Raw genomic sequence first — 18,221 nt, 5'->3', positions numbered from 1 at the left:
CCTCGTGCTTTGAAATTCCGTTTCTTTATATACTATCCTCGAAAACTGTACAAGCTTCGGGGAGCTTCCTCTTGTGCTCCGTCATCTTAAATCGCCTGTCGATCTCGTCGGAGACCTCGCATTTACCGCCTCTGACTATATACTCGTCTATCTGATCGTAGGAGAGTCCCATCTCTTTTTCGTCCGTCTGACCTTCCCATAGACCGGCAGAGGGCGCTTTCTCCACGATAATCGCAGGCACACCCAGAAAACGAGCTACCTCCCGGACCTCTCCTTTGGTGAGATCCGCCAAAGGGAGCAGATCTGCCCCTGAATCACCGTGTTTGGTGAAGTAACCTACCGTAAGCTCCGCCTTGTTGCCCGTACCACAGACCAAGAAATTTCTGTCCTGGGCCAAAGCGTAAAGAACGGTCATCCTCAGCCTCGGCTTTATGTTGGCGGAGGCAAGGCTATTTTTGTCCAAGCTCAATATTTCAGTAAAACGATCGTATATATCCGATAGATCCACCGCAGTCCAGGGCAGGTCGAAAGAATCGATCATCAGATCGGCATGGTCACCGTCCTCGGACAGACTGTGACAGGGCATCTTGACCGCCAGCATGTTCTCCCCAAAGACCCTTTTGAGAAGAGCGGCCACGACTGCCGAGTCTATTCCTCCACTCAGCCCGACGACTCCTCCAGCACATCCGGCATCGTCCATCTTCGACCTAAGCCAGTTCTCTATGATCCGCACCATCTCTTCTGCCTTTTTTCTCGTTTCCGCCATGGTGTCTCCTCCTTTTATATGGCCCCGTTATTGTATCACATGGCCCAAGACGGGAGTGAACGATCCGATACGGGACCTCTATCATTGTCACCGCTAGGCAGGAGAAAATGGCCCTTCCAAAGTACGAAGGCGCAGAGTGAATTTCACTCCGCGCCTTCGTACTTAAATTCCGTAATACCTATGTCTATTTTCCTAGGGTCGCGACCATAACCGCCTTTATGGTGTGAAGTCTATTCTCCGCCTCGTCGAACACCAGAGAACGGGAAGACTCGAACACTTCCTCCGTGACCTCCTGCCCCTTGTTGGCAGGAAGACAGTGGAGGAAGATGGTCTCGGAGTTTCCGGTAGCCGACATAAGCTCCGAGTTGACCTGATAGGGAGTCAGAAGGGCTATCCTATCCGCCACCTTGTCCTCCTCGCCCATGGAGGCCCAGACGTCGGTGTAGATGGCATCGGCGTCTTTTACGGCCTTCTTGGGATCGCTTTCCAAGACTATCTTAGCTCCTGTCTCGGCGGCGATGGCTCTTACCTCCTCTACCAGAGAAGCCTCGGGGAACAGGCTCTCGGGAGCGGCGATGGTGCAGTGCATTCCAACCTTGGCAGCTCCGATCATGAGGGAGTTGGCCATGTTGTTTCTTCCGTCTCCGATATAGACCAACTTCAGGCCTTTAAGCTTTCCGAAAGCCTCCTGGATGGTCAGGAAGTCGGCCAGTATCTGGGTAGGATGATAGGCGTCGGTAAGGCCGTTCCAGACTGGGACACCGCTATGCTTGGCGAGAGCCTCTACGAGGTCCTGGCTGAAACCACGGAACTGAATCCCGTCGAACATGCGGCCGAGAACCCTTGCCGTGTCCTGGACGTCCTCTTTTTTGCCGAGATGGATATCGTTCTTTCCCAAGAACTCGGGATGTGCTCCCTCGTCGATACAGGCGACGGTAAAGGCACATCTGGTCCTGGTGGACGATTTCTCGAATATAAGTGCCACGTTCTTATTCTCCAAAAGGTCTCCCTTTATGCCCGCTCTCTTTTTCCTTTTGAGATCCATCGAAAGATCGAGAAGATATGCGATTTCACGGGAGGTGAAATCCTTAAGGGTCAAGAAACTACGTCCTCTGAGGTTGATCGCCATTACAAAGCACTCCTTTCAATTTTATGGGCAACGATATTCTCGAAGACCCATCTAGGATTTTAGACGATATGGCTCGATAAGTAAACTCATCTCTTTTTCAAGTTTATATAGAGGGCACCTTCCTACGATCTCTCCTTTTCGGAAAAAGACTATCCCCGTAGGAGACCCGGCCACCCCTATATCGGCGTGGCGGGCTTCCTGAGGCCCGTTGACCTCACATCCCATCACCGCTACCTTGAAACCGTCGGGAAGGTCGACAAGGAGAGGCTTTATCTTGGACAACACCGCCACCACGTCGAGCTTCTTCCTTCCACATGTAGGACAGGATATAATCTCCACTCCTCTGTGCCTCAGATCCAGAGATCGCAGTATCTCATAGCCGGTCTCGACCTCCAGAACGGGAGAGTCGCTGAGGCTAACCCTGATGGTATCGCCTATTCCCTTGGATAACAGAAGCCCAAGTCCTACGGAGCTTTTCGTTATTCCTGGGATACCGGACCCCGATTCGGTCATACCGACGTGGAAGGGGTATTCTCCATATCGTTCATGGAGGATTCCGTTCGCCTCCAGGGTTTCTCCGACATCGGTCGACTTCGCCGAAAGGATGACATCGTGAAAATCGTGGTGCAGCAACATGAGAAATTGTTCTTCCACGGCGAGAGCGAGAGCCAACCCCCTGTTTCCTCCGGCATCCTTTACCTGTCTAGAACTGACGGAACCGCTGTTGGCACCTATCCGGATTGGGACCTTTCTTTCCCTCGCCATATGGACAATTCTCTCGAGCTTTCTCGGATCTCCCATGTTTCCCGGGTTGATTCTGATCGCAGGACAGCCCTGTTCGAGGGCTTTCTCCGCTAGAGCGGGATCAAAGTGTATATCGGCCATCAACGGGATAGGACTGAGCTCTACCAATTTTTTGAGATCGTCCCCTTGGTCCATAGACGGGAAAGCGACCCTGGCCATCTCGCATCCGGCCTCGGAGAGTCTCCGAAGCATATCGAGACACACCTCCCTGTCGCTAAGGGGGGTCTTCAGCATGCTCTCGACCCTTACCGGGTTATCCCCACCGATTCCGAGAGAGCCTACCGACACAGATCGCGACATAAAAAGACCACCTCTCTACCTGGTAAGCAACCTGAGGATATCCTGCCACGTTATAAAGGCGATCAACCCTATCAATATCACGAACCCCGTAAAATGAACGTAGCCCTCCACCTTCTCGGGTAATTTCTTCCCGGTCAGAATTTCCCCTAGGATAAACACTATCCGGCCTCCATCCAAGGCAGGAAAGGGAAATAGGTTTACGATCCCGAGGTTCAAACTGATTATGGCCAGGAAGGAGAGCAGAGCCCAACCACCTTGTTTTGCGGCCTGTCCCGCCATGGACGCGATGCCTACGGGACCGGATACGTCCACTTGGTTCTGACCGACTATCCAGGAAAACAGTCCTCTCACCATGGCCAAAGTCATGGCGAATGTGTAGGAAATAGATCTCCTCACGCTTTCCAGGGCAGAAAATCTGACCCTCCCGGGCTGGATACCCAGCAAGGGGTAACCGGTCGCGGGATCTTTAGGGACGGACAGCGAAAGGGAAAAGATCTCCTCTCCTCTCTCTATTCTCAGGACCAGAGGTTTTTCCACGTCGTGGGATCTTATCCTCTCCGCCATGGATGGCCAGTCCTCTATCGTTTCACCTCCGACGGATAGCACCAAGTCGCCGGGCATCAGCCCAGCCGACTGCGCTGGATATCCATCCATAATGGTTCCGATTTTAGGCCGTTCCATGTCGAGGATTCCGTGTCCCCACAACAACAGGGCAGTCAGAAAAAACGCCAATAACACGTTCGACAGGGGCCCTGCAAACAATATAGCAAGGCGGGAGAACGGAGACTTCTCGTTGAATCCCATTCCAGGGGTCACTATCTCGTCCTCGTTGTCCTCCTCCATGCCGGCAAGACGGACGAACCCTCCTATTGGGAAGGCCCTTACGGACCAAAGGTTCCTCTTTCCCTTAAAGCTATATATCGCCGGCCCCATACCGAAGGAGAACTCGTGGACCTGTACGCCGCAGGCTATAGCGGTCCTGTAATGGCCGTATTCGTGTATGACGACACATACGGCTATTATGAATACAAAAGCCAAAATATCTACGATCATCGTTTCACCTCCCGAAACAGATCGAACGGGCCTTATCCCTGGCCCAGTCAAGTATTTGCAGTTCGTCCTCGAGATCGGAGCCTTCCCTTCCGTCGTAGAGGTCTACGACTCTGGCTATCACCTGCCAGATATGGGTAAAGGCTATGGCCCCCTTAAGAAAGGCTTCGACTGCCACCTCGTCGGCCCCTACCAGCACCGTGGGGTAGCTTCCTCCCATACGAGATATATCCAAACACAGATGGTACCCGGGATATCTGTCTCTATCGGGAGAGAAGAAAACCAAATCCCTTCCGTTCATGGTCAAAGGCTCGATACCAAGCGGTTCCAGAGGAAGCCTCTTGGGGTATCCCAAGGTGTTCAACGCTGCCAACCTCATGTCGGGAGGGGCCATCACCATCTTCACCGCCCCGTCGACGAACCTGACGGCACCATGTACCGACGATCCAGGGTGGATATACCCCCTTACCCTGTCGTGAGGTAACGAAAAAAGCCTCATAGCCTCTATGATCTCTATACCTTTGTTTATCATGGTAGCGCTGTCTACGCTTATCTTCTTCCCCATATCCCAAACGGGATGGGCGACGGCATCGGCGGGAGTTATAAACTGCATCTCTTTCAGAGGCGTCTTGAGGAAGGGACCTCCCGAGGCCGTCAAGGACACCTCCGATACAGAAGATGGATCCTCCCCTGCCAGACATTGCCAAACGGCGTTATGTTCGCTGTCCAGTGGCCTTATCTGGTCTTGAGAGGCAGACGCCATAACCCACTTCCCCGCCACCAGGATGCTCTCTTTATTGGCTAGAGAGATAGTCTTGCCCTCCTTAAGGGCTTCCTGAAGCGCGGGGATACCGTCCGTTCCTGAAGACGCTACCACCACGTGATCGACCGTATCGGAACGGACCATCTCTATAAGAGCTCCCGGTCCCCCGAAGAACTTCGTATCGGCGGATGAGCTGGGAAGTCGGTCTCTCGGGATTTTCGACAGAACCGCCATTTCGGGGCAAAACTCTCCTGTCAATGCCTCAAGCTTGGAGATGTTTTCCCCGGCGGCAAGCCCTACAACGTTAAACTTATCGGGGTAACTCCTACAGACGTCCATCACGGAAGATCCAACGCTTCCGGTACAACCTATTATCGCCAGGTTCAACGGAGTCATATCGGTCATCTCCAAGCCACCTCGAAGACGAAGTAGACCAGGGTCAAGCTGATGAGAACGCTGTCAAATCTATCCAACATTCCTCCGTGTCCTGGAAGTATTTTTCCGGTGTCCTTGACGGAGGCCTCTCGTTTCAGTATGGATTCGCAAAGATCGCCCATTTGGCCCGCTATCCCGCATATCAACCCCACGATCAGGAGAGGGAGCGGAGGAAAGCTTCTGACATAGGCGATGGCGGCTGCCATCAGAAAACTACCGGCGACGCCACTGCAGAAACCCTCCCAGGTTTTGTTTGGACTTATGTTGTCGCATAGTTTATGCCTTCCCCATAGAGTTCCTACGACATAGGCGGACACGTCGCAAGCCCAGGTGCAAAGGAACACCGAGAGCAGGAGGACCTTACCGTAAGGACCTCCCCTAAGTATCACGGAAAAACTCCAGGGCAGGACTACGAAGACCAATCCCGCCAGGGTTCCGGCTCCATTTTCTATGGCGGTACTTATCCCTGAATATTGGCGTCTCAACATCTCTATGGACAGTACGGCTATAAAAGCCAAGGCCAGAGAGACCAAGATCACGTGGGATTCCACGTGTCCCAATCCTACCGCCATAAGGATGGCAGCACCGAAGATCAGTCCGATCCCCTTGGATATCTTCAATCTCTTGGCAGCCAACTGGTAAAACTCGTCCAAGGATATAACTCCCACGAGGGTGACCATAACTCCCCACAGCCACCCACCGTAGGAGACGCCACCCAATATGGCTATCACGATCAGAGCACCTGATAGACTTCGAGTTAGCAGCTCTCTGCCTTTCTTACTTAAGCCCGCCATAACGTCTTTCCCTCTTATTAAAAGTATTTAAAGCTTCGTCCAAAACCTCGGGAGTAAAATCCGGCCACAGAGAGGATGTGAAAAAAAACTCGCTATAACTGCTCTGCCACAGCCAAAAATTGCTCAATCGAAGCTCTCCGCTGGTACGAACGATAAGGTCTGGATCGGGAACCTCCGGCATATAAAGATTGGAACATATAGCATCCTCCGATATCGGTTCACCTGGATGTTCCTTCACAAAACGGTTCACGCTATCGACGATCTCCTGTCTTCCTCCATAGTTAAAACAAGCTATGAGGGTCATTTTTTCACAATCGGAGGTCTCTGTTTCGGCCACGTCCATAGCCTTGATTACCGAATCTGGCAACCCCTCTTTTCTACCGGCGAACCTAACCCTGATATCCGCTTTTACCAGATCTCGGAGTTTCTTACGGGCATAATAACTGAAAAGCTTCATCAATCCCTTTATCTCAACGGAAGGACGGTTCCAGTTCTCGTTAGAGAAGGCATAGACAGACAGATACCGAATCCCCCTGTCTTTTGCGGCATAGACGACTCTCTCGAGGGTATTTACCCCCGCTCTATGACCTAAAAGCCGAGGCAATCCTCTCTTCTTCGCCCACCGTCCATTTCCATCCATTATGATCGCTAGATGAGCGACCTTGTTGTCGATTTCAGTCATGGCGACCTCCAACCTTCAATTCGCCCAAACGACGACGAACTTCAAGGATATCTCTCCACGTCAGTGCCTTGGGGCTGTTTTTCTTCCGAGATTCATTCCTTAAAAGGTAGCTGGGATGGAACATCGGCATTACGTCTATACCCTTCCACGAAAACCACTGACCTCTTAACTTAGTTATACCCTCGGAGGTTCCCAAGAACCATTTCATGGGGGTGTTCCCCAGACATACTATTATTCGAGGATTTACCACAGCTATCTGAGCCTCCAGGAATCTTTGGCAGACCATGGTCTCCTCCACCATAGGAGTCCTGTTCTTAGGCGGCCTACATTTAACCACGTTGGTTATGTAGACCCCTCTTCTATCTATTTGCGCCGCCTCCAGTATTTTATCCAGGAGTCTACCGGCCCTGCCTACGAAGGGAATTCCCGAACGGTCCTCGTCCTCTCCAGGACCTTCCCCTACAAACATCAGGGCCGCATCCGGCGGCCCTTCTCCCAGAACTGGTTGAGTCCTCTCCTTGCATAGATCACACCTTCGACAGGAGGAAACCTCGTGGCTAAGTCGAGCCAAAAGCCTTTTCTGCAAGGGAAGAAGTTTCTGTAAATCAGACATCTTTCGACACCACCTTGTCGATATTAACATCAACCCTCCGGACCTCAAGACCGCATAGAAATTCGACGGTCAGCTTCACTCTTCTCGAGAGAAACCCGGCGATAGAGAGGAGTGGTTGGGAGCTCAATATGACCGAAAGGTTCATAACTATATCGACCGACGACCCATCCAGATCCTTTACCTGAACGTCATCGACACTGTGGACCTTGCTGTAGGAGGATAAAACGTGACGGGTTATCTGAACAACCGCATCGCTCTCTATTTTTATATCTCCGTAAAAACTGAAGGGAGGCCTTACTATAGTCTTTTCATAGTTATCCTTCAGCCTTAGTAGATTCTTCAGCCTTCCCACCAACTTACCGGTGTAGTTCTTCCTTATCTGGGCTTGCGACACCGGAATAACGTGTTGTTTTTTATGTTTACGCTCGTATTGGGCCCTAGCTATATCCTCCGGCGAGGCAATATCGGCTATATCTATGAAAAGCTCCGGAGACTTCATCCCCAAGGAACAACATATCTTCTCCGCCATCCCCTTAGATGTCGCTATAACCATCAAGGAACAGGGGGAATTTCGCTCGAGGAATTTAATCACTTCAGCCCTATGGTCGGGAAACAAAAACATCGCTCTACGAATTGCACGAACCATGTTCTTTTCCGTCTTGGCGCTCTTGCCCGCCACTATCCGTCCACGATGAATGACCAGTCCGTCGTCGATGATGAAGTCGATCTCCTTCTCCCTCGCGACAAACTGTGCTCTGAGACTTTTCCCTGTCCCTGCCGGACCTACGAAAGATATTACCCTTATGTCCTCAAGAATTCCCGCCATGACCAGCTTCCTTAACCGTCCTCGCCACCTATATCGCTCGCTATTTTGGCACCTACCGACGATAGATTGACCTCTATATTTTCGTAACCCCTCTCGACATGCCCCATACCATGGACCACCGTTTCACCCTCCGTGGCTAATCCAGCCAAGATCAAGGCGGCTCCTGCTCTCAGATCGGTTGCCATCACTTCCGAGCAGTTAAAATGGTTAACTCCCTTTACTATAGCCGTATTTCCCTGGAGCTCCACATCGGCTCCCATTTTTTTAAGCTCGCTGACATGTAGAAATCGTGATTCGAAGATGCTTTCCTTGATCACGCTCGTGCCCTGGGCCAAGGACATGACCGCCATCAACTGAGGTTGAACATCGGTTGGAAATCCCGGATATGGAAGGGTTTTCAAGGATATCGCCTTGAGTTTTTTTCTGGAAGGAGCTACCGACACACTGTTACTATCAAAAGTCACGTCCACAGAAGCCTCCTCCAATTTTGCGAGGAGCGAGTCAAAATGTTGAGGTATAACGTCCGAGACGGTAACCTCCCCATCGGAGATGACTCCGGCCAGAATATAGGTACAGGCGGCTATCCTATCAGGAATTATCCTGACGTTGCCGCCTTGAAGGTCCGGGGTACCCTGGATTCTGAGGACACCGGTGCCCTCCCCCTCTATCTTTGCTCCCATAGTCCTGAGGGAATCGGCGAGGTTGACTATCTCGGGCTCCCTAGCGACGTTTTCCAGGACAGTTTCTCCCTCAGCCAAGATGGCTGCCATGAGAAGATTTTCGGTAGCTCCTACGGAGGGGAAATCCAGGTAGATCCGGCACCCTTTAAGTCCCTTGGTGGAAGCGTGTACGGCACCGTGCTGAAGTTCTATAGAAGCCCCCATTTTAGCCAGACCCTTGAGATGAAGGTCTATAGGACGACTTCCTATTGAACATCCTCCCGGAAGGGGCATAACTGCCCTTCCCTCTCTCGCCAACAACGGTCCCAAGACGAGAGAAGAAGCCCGCATCTTCTGGACCAGAGAAGCTGGTGTCTCCCACGATATCGAGTCCGGAACCGATATAGAGACCTTATGATCGTGAAAAGAGATATCGGCACCCAAGACCTTTAGCAAGTCGACCATCGTGGTTATATCCTTTAATTTCGGCACGTTCTCCAGGGTCAATGTCGCGTCTTTAAGCAACAAAGACGCCGCCATGACGGGCAGTGCGGCGTTTTTAGCTCCCTGAGTTTTAATGGTTCCCTTCAGAGGCGTTCCTCCAACTATCCTTAGCTTATCTTCCACGGTACCACTCCTAGCCTATCTAATCGATATATCGGTAAAATCATCCGATCGAGGTCTTCAAAGATTATATCATCTCTCGAAGAGATCACAGGGAAAGTAGGAGGACACCAAGGCGAAAGAGAATCATCTGAAGAGAGGATAAAATCACGAGTATGACGGGAACCGGTAATCCCATATCTAAAAGACGATGGTGAATATGGCCCCGGTCTGGGGAAAAGGGAGATCTCCGGGATATCAACCTACGTAAGATAGTGACGAGAGTATCCAGAACTGGAACGCCTCCGAGAAGAACCATAACGGGGATGAGAGACGGTCCCGCTTCGGACAACATTTTCGCCCCCCATCGGAGAATCAGATTGGCCACCACGAACCCCAACAGGTAGACCCCGCCATCTCCCAGAAAGGTCCTAGCTCGGGGAAAATTCCAGAATAAGACTCCGGAGGAAAGACCTACGACCGGGAGAGCAAAGGTAGCCGCTCCATCCCAGGCAAGCGAAACCATCGCCACTATAGCCATTGACAGAGATAAGCCGTTCATTCCGTCGATGAGATTGTATGCGTTGGTGCAACCGGCTATCCATAAAACGGAAATCAAGATAAAAAAAGGAGAGCCCTGTTGGAACGGCAGGACCATCAATCCAGCAGCCAATAGATGAACGGATAGACGGATCATGGGATTCAAGGAAGACATATCGTCCATATAGCCGACGAGAAAAACCATCGAACCGCCGGTAGCCAATGCGGGGAAATACCAGCCGGCAGGAGCGAACATTAGACACCAAAAGAGGTATCCCACCCAGAGGATCAGACCAGCTCCCCTAGGTATGGGCTCATTATGGATCTTGCGGGGGTCCGGAAGATCCATAAGTCCGAAACGCCCCGCAAGTTTGATAGATAGTGGAGTAAGAGATACACCCCATATAAACATGAGGATCATCTCCAAGATAGTTTTCCCTTTTATCACGATATTATCTGTCACTTTGTTCCGAAAAGTCGATCCCCGGCGTCGCCTAGGCCTGGAACGATGTAACCGTGATCGTTGAGGTGACTGTCCAGGGAAGCACAGTACACGTTGACGTCCGGATGGGCCTGATGGACCCTTTCGACACCTTCCGGTGCTGCGATCAGACAAACCAGGGAGACCCTCTTCGCTCCTTTTTTCTTGATCATGTCGATGGCGGCGGCAGAGGACCCTCCGGTGGCCAACATCGGATCCAGGAGGAAGATCTCCCGATCCTCTATGTCTCCAGGCAGTTTACAGTAGTACTCCACCGGCTCGAGAGTTTCGGGATCCCTGTATAAGCCTATGAAACCGACCTTTGCGTTCGGTATCAGGTCTATTATTCCGTCGACCATACCGATACCCGCCCTAAGAATGGGAACTATAGCCAGCTTCTTCCCCGCCAAGGCGTAGGCTTTTGTGGTAGTGAGAGGTGTCTCGACGTCGATCATCTCGAGAGGAAGATCTCTGGTTATCTCGTAGACCATAAGGCTGGAGATCTCCTTTACCAGCTCCCTGAACTCCTTTACCGACGTCTTGACATCCCTTATGATGCTGACCTTATGTTGAACGAGAGGATGGTCGAAGATGACGATCTCCCCTCTTTTTTGCCCGAAAGACTTTGACAGACTGTGCTCGTAAGCCTTGATCTTCTGAGTGCGACGAACGTGTCTATCTCCGTCGAAATCGGTGACCAACCAGGTTTTCACAATCCCCTCCGCTACGGAGAAGTCGGTCGTACGTCCGCCTATGGCCAGCATATTGGAGTTGTTGTGCCTGCGGCTCATCTCCGCGTCCGAGACATCCCTGCACAGCGCACAATAAGCACCGGGAACCTTGTTAGCCGCGATGGACATACCTATGCCGCTTCCGCAGACCAAAATACCTTTTTCCGCCTCGCCGGTAGCCACGATTTTAGCGACCTGCAGGGCTATATCGGGGTAATCACAGGATACATCTCCGCTATCGGTGCCGAAGTCAGAGACTTCGGCACCGATAGCTTTCAAGACGGGGATGAGTTTCATTTTCAATTCATATCCTGCGTGATCCGAACCTATCACTATACGCATGTCACACACCCCCTAGTTATTTTCATCAACTCAGAAGAGTCAACATAACCGATGCTGCGACAGCGGTCCCTATGACGCCTGCGACGTTGGGTCCCATTGCGTGCATCAGCAGGAAATTCCCTGGGTTCTCCTTCTGGGAGACGTTCTGAACGACCCTGGCCGCCATAGGCACGGCGGAGACTCCGGCGGCACCGATCATCGGATTTATCTTTCCACCGCTCATCACCTTCATGAGCTGGCCGAAGAGGGTCCCTCCCATAGTGCTGGCGACAAAGGCAACCAGCCCAAGGAGTATGATCTTGATGGTGTCGACCGTGAGAAAATCGGCGGCACTCATGGTCGCACCGACGGAAAGGCCGAGAAAGATCGTGGTGGCGTTGAGGATCTCGTTTTGGGCGGCCTGGCTCAACCTCTCGGTGGCTCCACATTCCCTGAGAAGGTTACCGAACATCAGAATCCCGATCAGGGGAACGGACATGGGAAGCAACAACCCCGCCGCCACAGTACAGACTATCGGAAACAGGACCTTTTCCAGTTTGCTGACCGGTCTGAGGTTATCCATCCTGATAGCCCTATCGGCCTTGGTGGTGAACATCTTTATCACCGGAGGCTGAATTAGAGGTACCAGAGACATATAGCTGTAGGCCGCCACAGCCACGGCTCCCAAAATCTGAGGTGCCAGCTTCATGGTGAGATAGATGCTTGTGGGACCGTCGGCACCTCCGATGATGGCGATGGAGGCCGCCTCTTTTACGGAGAAACCCAGCATCATCGCTCCGAAAAGGGCGATAAAAACACCGAGCTGAGCGGCGGCACCGAGCAAAAAGGTTATCGGATTGGCCAGCAGAGGGGCAAAGTCAGTCAGGGCCCCTATACCCATGAAGATTATAACGGGATATATCTCATGCTGAGTACCGAAAAATATGTATCGGAGAAACCCGCCTTCGTCCATTATTCCCGAGAGGGGAAGGTTTACCAGGACACATCCGAAAGCGATAGGTACCAAAAGCAGAGGCTCGAAGCCCTTTACGATGGCCAGGTAAAGGAAGACGAAGGCCACCAGGAGCATCGCTATATTGCCCCAGGTCAAAGCGGCGAATCCGGACTCGCCTAAGACCTTCGCCAGAGACTGGAGATACAGCTCCATGGCCCGCTCCTCCGCTTTAGCCGATCACGGCCAGGACGTCGCCGCTATTGACAGATGCGCCTTCTTTGGCCGCCAGCTGGGTTACCGTTCCTCCGACGGGAGCAACGATCTCGTTCTCCATCTTCATGGCCTCTAGAATCATGAGCACATCTCCGGCAGAGACCGAGGATCCCTGTCCGGCCACTACCCTGAGGACCTTGCCCGGCATAGGTGCCGTCACCGTCTCTCCTCCAGCCGGAGCGGCAGGAGCGGGAGCGGGCGCAGGAGCAGCCGCTTTTGGAGCCGGAGCGGCGGCAGGAGCCGCCTTAGGGGCAGGAGAGGGTATCGCAGGGGCAGCCGCGCTCTGAGCACCGCCGCCAAGACTTTCTACCTCTACCTCGTAAGCAGTTCCATTCACCGTCACTCTGTACTTATCCGCCATAGTAATAGTCATCCTCTCGTGTTTTATATGTTATCTTCTTCCGCCGACATTCCAGGCGGAACGATCCAATCCCTGCATACCGTCAAAACGCCCCCAGTTGGACCACCCGTTGGCCCCGGTGTTTTCCTTACCGGCTGGCCTTACGTTGACGATCCGGACCCCTCGTCCCAGCTTGGCTATCAAAGCTCCTGTGATAGCAGCGACTATCTCCTCGGAGGAATCGTTGGACTGTACGGCCGAAGCGGTACTGGGCTGAGCCGCTTTACTCGGCGCACCTCCAGTCGAGACCTTGGAGGTCGGTGTAGCCCCCTTCTGTCCAGCGAAAAACCTTATCCCGTAGATAACACAGGTAAGTCCTATAAGGACGAAGAAAACGATGCTGAAAGCTATCAGAGACAGGCTGATGGCACCGTGTACCCCTTCAAATAACTGATTCATGCTGTGTCCCCTCCGCTTAGTGGGGCATCACGCCGTGTTTCTTTCGGGGAAGGGCCTGTCGCTTCGTTCCGTTGGACCGAAGGGCCAGGATGACCTCCTGTCGCGTTTCCTCAGGAAGTATGACCTTATCGACCAGCCCTCTGCTAGCGGCCTGATAGGGGTTGGCGAAGGCCTCCTCGTACTCGTCGATCTTCTTCTGCCTCATGGCCTGCTGGTCCTCGGCACCGGAGATCTCTTTTCTGAAGATGATGTTGGCAGCTCCCTCGGCTCCCATGACGGCTATCTGAGCCTGAGGCCAGGCCAAGACGGTGTCGGCACCCAGGGACTTGGCGCACATGCCCAAGTAGGCTCCTCCATAGGCCTTACGAAGTACCACCGACACGAGAGGCACGGTCGCCTCGCTGTAGGCATAGAGAAGCTTAGCTCCATGGCGTATTATACCGCCCCACTCCTGGCTCTTCCCAGGAAGATAGCCGGGAACGTCGATGAGGGTTACGATAGGAAGGTTGAAAGCGTCGCAATGACGGATAAAGCGGCTTGCCTTGTCGGAGTTGTCTATATCCAGACAGCCGGCCATCTTGTTGGCCTGATTCGCCACTATACCGACAGGCTGTCCGCCGAAAGAGCCGTAACCTATGACCATGTTAGTGGCCCACATCGGCTGCACCTCGACGAAACGTCCGTCATCCACGATCCTGGAGATGACATCTCTGACGTCGTAGGCTTTGTTGGGATTGGTGGGAACCACGTTCCTTAGGTCCATATCCATTCTGTTGGGGCTGTCCGAGGTTTCCTTGATGGGAGCATCGCACATGTTATTGCTAGGCAAAAAGCCCAAAACGTCCCTGACCTGCTTGAAACACTCGGCCTCGTCGTTGGCGAAGAAATGGGCGTTGCCGGACTTGCTGTTATGGGTCTTGGCTCCGCCGAGCTCCTCGCTGGTGACCTCCTCCCCGGTAACTGCCTTGATCACCGCGGGACCTGTGATATGCATAATTCCGGTTTTATCCACCATGAAGATATAGTCGGTCAAAGCAGGGCTGTAGACGGCTCCACCGGCAGTAGGACCGACTATAACGGAGATCTGGGGGACAACTCCGCTGGCGAGGGTGTTCCTGTAGAAGATCTCTCCGTAGCCGTTGAGAGAATCCACCGCCTCCTGTATCCTCGCTCCGCCGCTATCGTTGATCCCGACTACGGGGGCACCGTTCTGAAGTGCCAAATCCATGACCTTGCAGATCTTCTTTGCGTGCATCTCCCCGAGAGAACCTCCGAGGACGGTGAAATCCTGGCTGAAGACGTAAACCTTCCGTCCTTCCACCGTTCCCCATCCCGTTACGACACCGTCTCCGGGAAATTTCTTGGTCTCCATTCCGAAGTTATGGCAACGATGCTCCACGTATTCGTCTATCTCGACGAAAGACCCATCGTCGAGCAGAAGATCTATTCTCTCCCTCGCGGTCAGCTTGCCTTTCTCTTTCTGCTTAGCTACGGCCTTCTCGCCGCCTCCAAGACTAACCTTTTCTCTTTTCTCCAAAAGGCCGTTACAGAGCTCATCAATCGACTTTATAGCCATTCCCATTCCCTCCTAAACGTATTGACCGGATCGGACCTCGTCCAAAGCGCTCACGAGAACATCCTGAGCCACCCGATAGGGATCGGTTTCCTTTCGATAGAGACTTTCCAGCACGGACTCCTCCTGACGCCGTTCCCAGGCAGATTCTGTTGCCTTGGCGATACGACGACGGACAATTTCCTCCACCTCCCATTGAAGCCGTCTTTTTAAACGAAGCTCCCCCTCCTCCGATGTCTCGAGATAACGACGATGACGCTCTATCGTATCGGAGAGCTCCTCCAGTCCGCTACCGGTTTCAGCGGACGTAAGGGTAACCGGTTGATACCATCCTGTGCCATCGTGGAACATTTTAAGCATCAGCTGGACCTCGGCGGCGACCTTGTCGGCACCGTCTCGATCGGATTTGTTTATCACGAAAAGGTCGGCTATCTCCATGATTCCGGCCTTCATTATCTGCATATCGTCGCCCATTCCGGGGACCAACACCAGACATACGGTGTCGGCGATCTTAACCACATCTATCTCGGACTGACCGACTCCCACGGTCTCCACGATGACGATATCCTTGCCGCAGGCATCGAGAATGAGAGCACCTTCGTAGGTGGATTTGCTCAGTCCACCCAAGGAACCGCGGCTCCCCATACTTCTGATGTACACATCGGGATCGCCGCTGTGCTCCTGCATCCTTATACGGTCCGCAAGGATGGCTCCTCCACTGAAAGGGCTGGAGGGGTCCACCGCTATAATACCGACCGTCTTTCCCTGCCCGCGGAACGATGCGATCATCCTGTTGACCAGCGAGCTCTTACCCGATCCCGGACTTCCGGTCACACCGATTATATGGGCTTTCCCGGTATGAGGATATATCTCTCTCATGATCTTCTCGGACCTAGCCGTCTCGTTCTCCACCTCAGAGATCAGACGGGCCATGGCCCTGACGTTTCCGGACAGGGCTTTCTCTATCATCGATCTACTCGGCTTCCCGTTTCTTGGCGACCGCCTCTTTCAACCATGTGGCACAGGTTGACGTAGGCGTTCCGGGACCGAAAATGGCGCCGGCTCCCATCTCCATCAGAGAAGGGATATCGGCTTCCGGTATGACACCACCTCCGAAGACTATGATATCCTTTGCGTCTTTTTCGGCAAGACCCTCTATGATGGCCTTGAAATAATGGTGATGAGCTCCGGAGAGTATGCTTATTCCGATGGCGTCAACGTCCTCCTGGATCGCGGTGTCCACGATCTGATCGACGGTCTGACGAAGACCGGTGTAGATTACCTCCATGCCAGCATCCCTGAGAGCTCTGGCAATTACCTTGGCTCCTCGGTCATGACCGTCGAGACCAGGTTTCGCTACGACAACTCGAATTTTACGATCACTCATTGAACAGTCTCCCCCCAAATGGATGCGTCCTACAGGACGATATTTTCCTTGTACTCTCCGAACTCCTCCCGAAGGATCCCGCAGATCTCGCCCTCGGTGGTATAGCAGCGAACAGCGTCCAGGATGGCGGGCATCAAGTTTGCTCCCTCGTCCTTGGCCATCTCTCTTATCTTGTCGAGAGCGTTATTCACCGCTATGTTATCTCTGGACTCGCGAAGCTCCTTGAGTTTTTTGGCCTGATTGGAACCGACCGACTCGTCGACCTTTAGAAGCTGAAGAGTTCCTTTTTCCTCCTCGACGGTAAACTTATTCACCCCGACGACGATCCTGTCGTTCTCCTCGATGGATAGCTGATAGTCGTAGGCGGCGTCCTGAATCTGCTTCTGGACGTACCCTTTCTCTATGGCGCTCATCATCCCGCCCATCTCGTCTATCTTGGATATATAGGCCATAGCCTGATCCTCGATCTCGTTGGTGAGGTTCTCTATGGCGTAGGATCCTGCCACGGGATCCACCGTGTTACAGACTCCTGATTCATGAGCTATGATCTGCTGGGTCTTGAGGGCAATTCGGACGCTCTTCTCCGTGGGAAGGGCAAGAGCCTCGTCCATGCTGTTGGTGTGCAAAGACTGCGTCCCCCCCAGAACCGCGGCGAGGGCCTGTATGGTGACCCTGGCGATGTTGTTCTCCGGCTGCTGAGCAGTGAGGGTACAGCCGCCGGTCTGGGTGTGGAAACGAAGCGAGAGAGCCTTGGGATCGGTGACATCGAATCTATCTTTGAGGATCTTGGCCCAAAGTCTCCTGGCGGCCCGGAATTTGGCTATCTCCTCGATAAAATCGTTGTGAGCGTTAAAAAAGAAGGAGAGACGCTTACCGAAAACGTTGGGATCCAGCCCCGCTTTTATAGCGGCTTCCACGTAAGCGATGCCATCGGCAAGGGTAAAGGCTACCTCCTGAACGGCGGTGCTTCCCGCCTCACGGATATGATAGCCCGAGATGGATATGGTATTCCACTTAGGCACGTTTCTGCTGCAGAAATCGAAGATATTCGTTATCAACCTCATAGAAGGCTTAGGCGGAAATATATAGGTTCCCCTGGCGATATACTCCTTGAGGATGTCGTTCTGGATCGTACCGGAAAGCTGCTCCATCGAGATGCCCTGTTTTTCGGCAACCCCTATATACATCGCCAAGAGCACTGAAGAAGGAGCATTGATCGTCATGGAGGTTGAAACCTTGTCCAGAGGAATCTGGTTGAACAGGGTCTCCATATCAGCAAGACTGTCTATGGCTACTCCGACCTTGCCGACCTCGCCGGCCGCCATGGGATGATCCGAATCGTAACCTATCTGGGTGGGAAGGTCAAAGGCGACGGAAAGCCCCATCGTTCCCTGCTCCATGAGCATACGGTAACGACGATTGGAATCCTCGGCAGTGGCAAACCCGGCGTACTGTCTCATGGTCCAAAAACGACCTCTGTACTGAGTAGACTGGACTCCTCTCGTGTAGGGATAGGATCCCGGGACGCCCAGATCCCTCTCGTAGTCGACCCCTTCGATGTCTAGAGGTGTATACAGACGCTTCAATGGTATACCACCACTGGTGGTAAAACTCTCCCTTCGCTCCGGACGCTTGACGATGGTCTTCTCCACCGAAGCGTCGTAGCTTTCCTTCAGCCTACGAACTTCTTCCAAAATCTTTTTGTCAAACACGCTCTTTCCCCCTTAGTGTACGCTT

The 18,221-nt window shown here is 52.9% G+C and carries 19 protein-coding genes; all 19 read right to left on the bottom strand.

The window, feature by feature from the left end; all coding sequences use genetic code 11:
* Positions 1 to 25: 25 nt before the first annotated feature.
* Positions 26 to 766, bottom strand: a complete 741-nt coding sequence (gene nadE, locus L2W48_RS04675; RefSeq protein ID WP_236098863.1) for an NAD(+) synthase — start codon at positions 764 to 766, stop codon at positions 26 to 28.
* Between the two features lie 184 nt (positions 767 to 950).
* Complete coding sequence (gene argF, locus L2W48_RS04670; RefSeq protein WP_236098862.1) at positions 951 to 1,895, bottom strand: ornithine carbamoyltransferase; 945 nt, start codon at positions 1,893 to 1,895, stop codon at positions 951 to 953.
* A gap of 51 nt (positions 1,896 to 1,946) precedes the next feature.
* Positions 1,947 to 2,999, bottom strand: a complete 1,053-nt coding sequence (gene ispG / locus L2W48_RS04665) for a flavodoxin-dependent (E)-4-hydroxy-3-methylbut-2-enyl-diphosphate synthase (RefSeq protein WP_236098861.1) — start codon at positions 2,997 to 2,999, stop codon at positions 1,947 to 1,949.
* Between the two features lie 15 nt (positions 3,000 to 3,014).
* Positions 3,015 to 4,052, bottom strand: a complete 1,038-nt coding sequence (rseP, locus tag L2W48_RS04660; RefSeq protein WP_236098860.1) for an RIP metalloprotease RseP — start codon at positions 4,050 to 4,052, stop codon at positions 3,015 to 3,017.
* Positions 4,053 to 4,056: 4 nt separating this feature from the next.
* Positions 4,057 to 5,217, bottom strand: a complete 1,161-nt coding sequence (gene dxr / locus L2W48_RS04655) for a 1-deoxy-D-xylulose-5-phosphate reductoisomerase (RefSeq protein ID WP_236098859.1) — start codon at positions 5,215 to 5,217, stop codon at positions 4,057 to 4,059.
* The gene (locus L2W48_RS04650; protein ID WP_236098858.1) at positions 5,214 to 6,041 is read right to left on the bottom strand and encodes a phosphatidate cytidylyltransferase; all 828 of its coding nucleotides are present in this window, start codon (positions 6,039 to 6,041) and stop codon (positions 5,214 to 5,216) included. The genes dxr and L2W48_RS04650 overlap by 4 nt, the downstream gene beginning before the upstream one ends.
* Positions 6,025 to 6,723: a polyprenyl diphosphate synthase gene (uppS, locus tag L2W48_RS04645; protein WP_236098857.1), complete on the bottom strand. Its 699-nt coding sequence runs from the start codon at positions 6,721 to 6,723 to the stop codon at positions 6,025 to 6,027. Before uppS ends, L2W48_RS04650 begins: the two co-directional genes overlap by 17 nt.
* Positions 6,716 to 7,336 (bottom strand): uracil-DNA glycosylase, encoded by a 621-nt coding sequence (locus L2W48_RS04640; RefSeq protein ID WP_236098856.1) that lies wholly within the window; start codon positions 7,334 to 7,336, stop codon positions 6,716 to 6,718. Before L2W48_RS04640 ends, uppS begins: the two co-directional genes overlap by 8 nt.
* Positions 7,329 to 8,162 (bottom strand): hypothetical protein, encoded by an 834-nt coding sequence (locus L2W48_RS04635; protein WP_236098855.1) that lies wholly within the window; start codon positions 8,160 to 8,162, stop codon positions 7,329 to 7,331. Before L2W48_RS04635 ends, L2W48_RS04640 begins: the two co-directional genes overlap by 8 nt.
* Before the next feature lie 11 nt (positions 8,163 to 8,173).
* On the bottom strand, positions 8,174 to 9,448 hold the full coding sequence (gene murA, locus L2W48_RS04630) for a UDP-N-acetylglucosamine 1-carboxyvinyltransferase (RefSeq protein WP_236098854.1): 1,275 nt from the start codon (positions 9,446 to 9,448) through the stop codon (positions 8,174 to 8,176).
* Between the two features lie 85 nt (positions 9,449 to 9,533).
* Positions 9,534 to 10,376: a glycosyltransferase family 4 protein gene (locus L2W48_RS04625; protein ID WP_236098853.1), complete on the bottom strand. Its 843-nt coding sequence runs from the start codon at positions 10,374 to 10,376 to the stop codon at positions 9,534 to 9,536.
* Positions 10,377 to 10,423: 47 nt separating this feature from the next.
* Positions 10,424 to 11,518 (bottom strand): uracil phosphoribosyltransferase, encoded by a 1,095-nt coding sequence (gene upp / locus L2W48_RS04620; protein ID WP_236098852.1) that lies wholly within the window; start codon positions 11,516 to 11,518, stop codon positions 10,424 to 10,426.
* Between the two features lie 25 nt (positions 11,519 to 11,543).
* Positions 11,544 to 12,665 carry a sodium ion-translocating decarboxylase subunit beta gene (locus L2W48_RS04615; RefSeq protein WP_236098851.1) on the bottom strand — a complete coding sequence of 374 codons (1,122 nt, stop codon included), beginning with the start codon at positions 12,663 to 12,665 and terminating at the stop codon, positions 11,544 to 11,546.
* 16 nt (positions 12,666 to 12,681) lie between these two features.
* Positions 12,682 to 13,086, bottom strand: a complete 405-nt coding sequence (locus L2W48_RS04610; RefSeq protein ID WP_236098917.1) for a biotin/lipoyl-containing protein — start codon at positions 13,084 to 13,086, stop codon at positions 12,682 to 12,684.
* A 30-nt stretch (positions 13,087 to 13,116) separates the two neighbouring features.
* A complete protein-coding gene (locus tag L2W48_RS04605) occupies positions 13,117 to 13,524 on the bottom strand; it encodes an OadG family protein (protein WP_236098850.1) in 408 nt (135 codons plus the stop codon).
* A gap of 16 nt (positions 13,525 to 13,540) precedes the next feature.
* Entirely contained in the window at positions 13,541 to 15,100 is a 1,560-nt protein-coding gene (locus tag L2W48_RS04600) for an acyl-CoA carboxylase subunit beta (RefSeq protein WP_236098849.1), read from the bottom strand.
* 12 nt (positions 15,101 to 15,112) lie between these two features.
* Entirely contained in the window at positions 15,113 to 16,066 is a 954-nt protein-coding gene (gene meaB, locus L2W48_RS04595) for a methylmalonyl Co-A mutase-associated GTPase MeaB (protein ID WP_236098848.1), read from the bottom strand.
* A 4-nt stretch (positions 16,067 to 16,070) separates the two neighbouring features.
* A complete protein-coding gene (locus tag L2W48_RS04590) occupies positions 16,071 to 16,484 on the bottom strand; it encodes a cobalamin B12-binding domain-containing protein (protein ID WP_236098847.1) in 414 nt (137 codons plus the stop codon).
* Positions 16,485 to 16,513: 29 nt separating this feature from the next.
* Complete coding sequence (locus L2W48_RS04585; protein WP_236098846.1) at positions 16,514 to 18,196, bottom strand: acyl-CoA mutase large subunit family protein; 1,683 nt, start codon at positions 18,194 to 18,196, stop codon at positions 16,514 to 16,516.
* Positions 18,197 to 18,221: the final 25 nt, after the last annotated feature.

The sequence above is a fragment of the Dethiosulfovibrio russensis genome, from assembly GCF_021568855.1.
GTDB lineage: Bacteria > Synergistota > Synergistia > Synergistales > Dethiosulfovibrionaceae > Dethiosulfovibrio > Dethiosulfovibrio russensis.
Note: the sequence above shows the minus strand (reverse complement) of the source record. Positions and strands in the feature narration are given on the sequence as shown.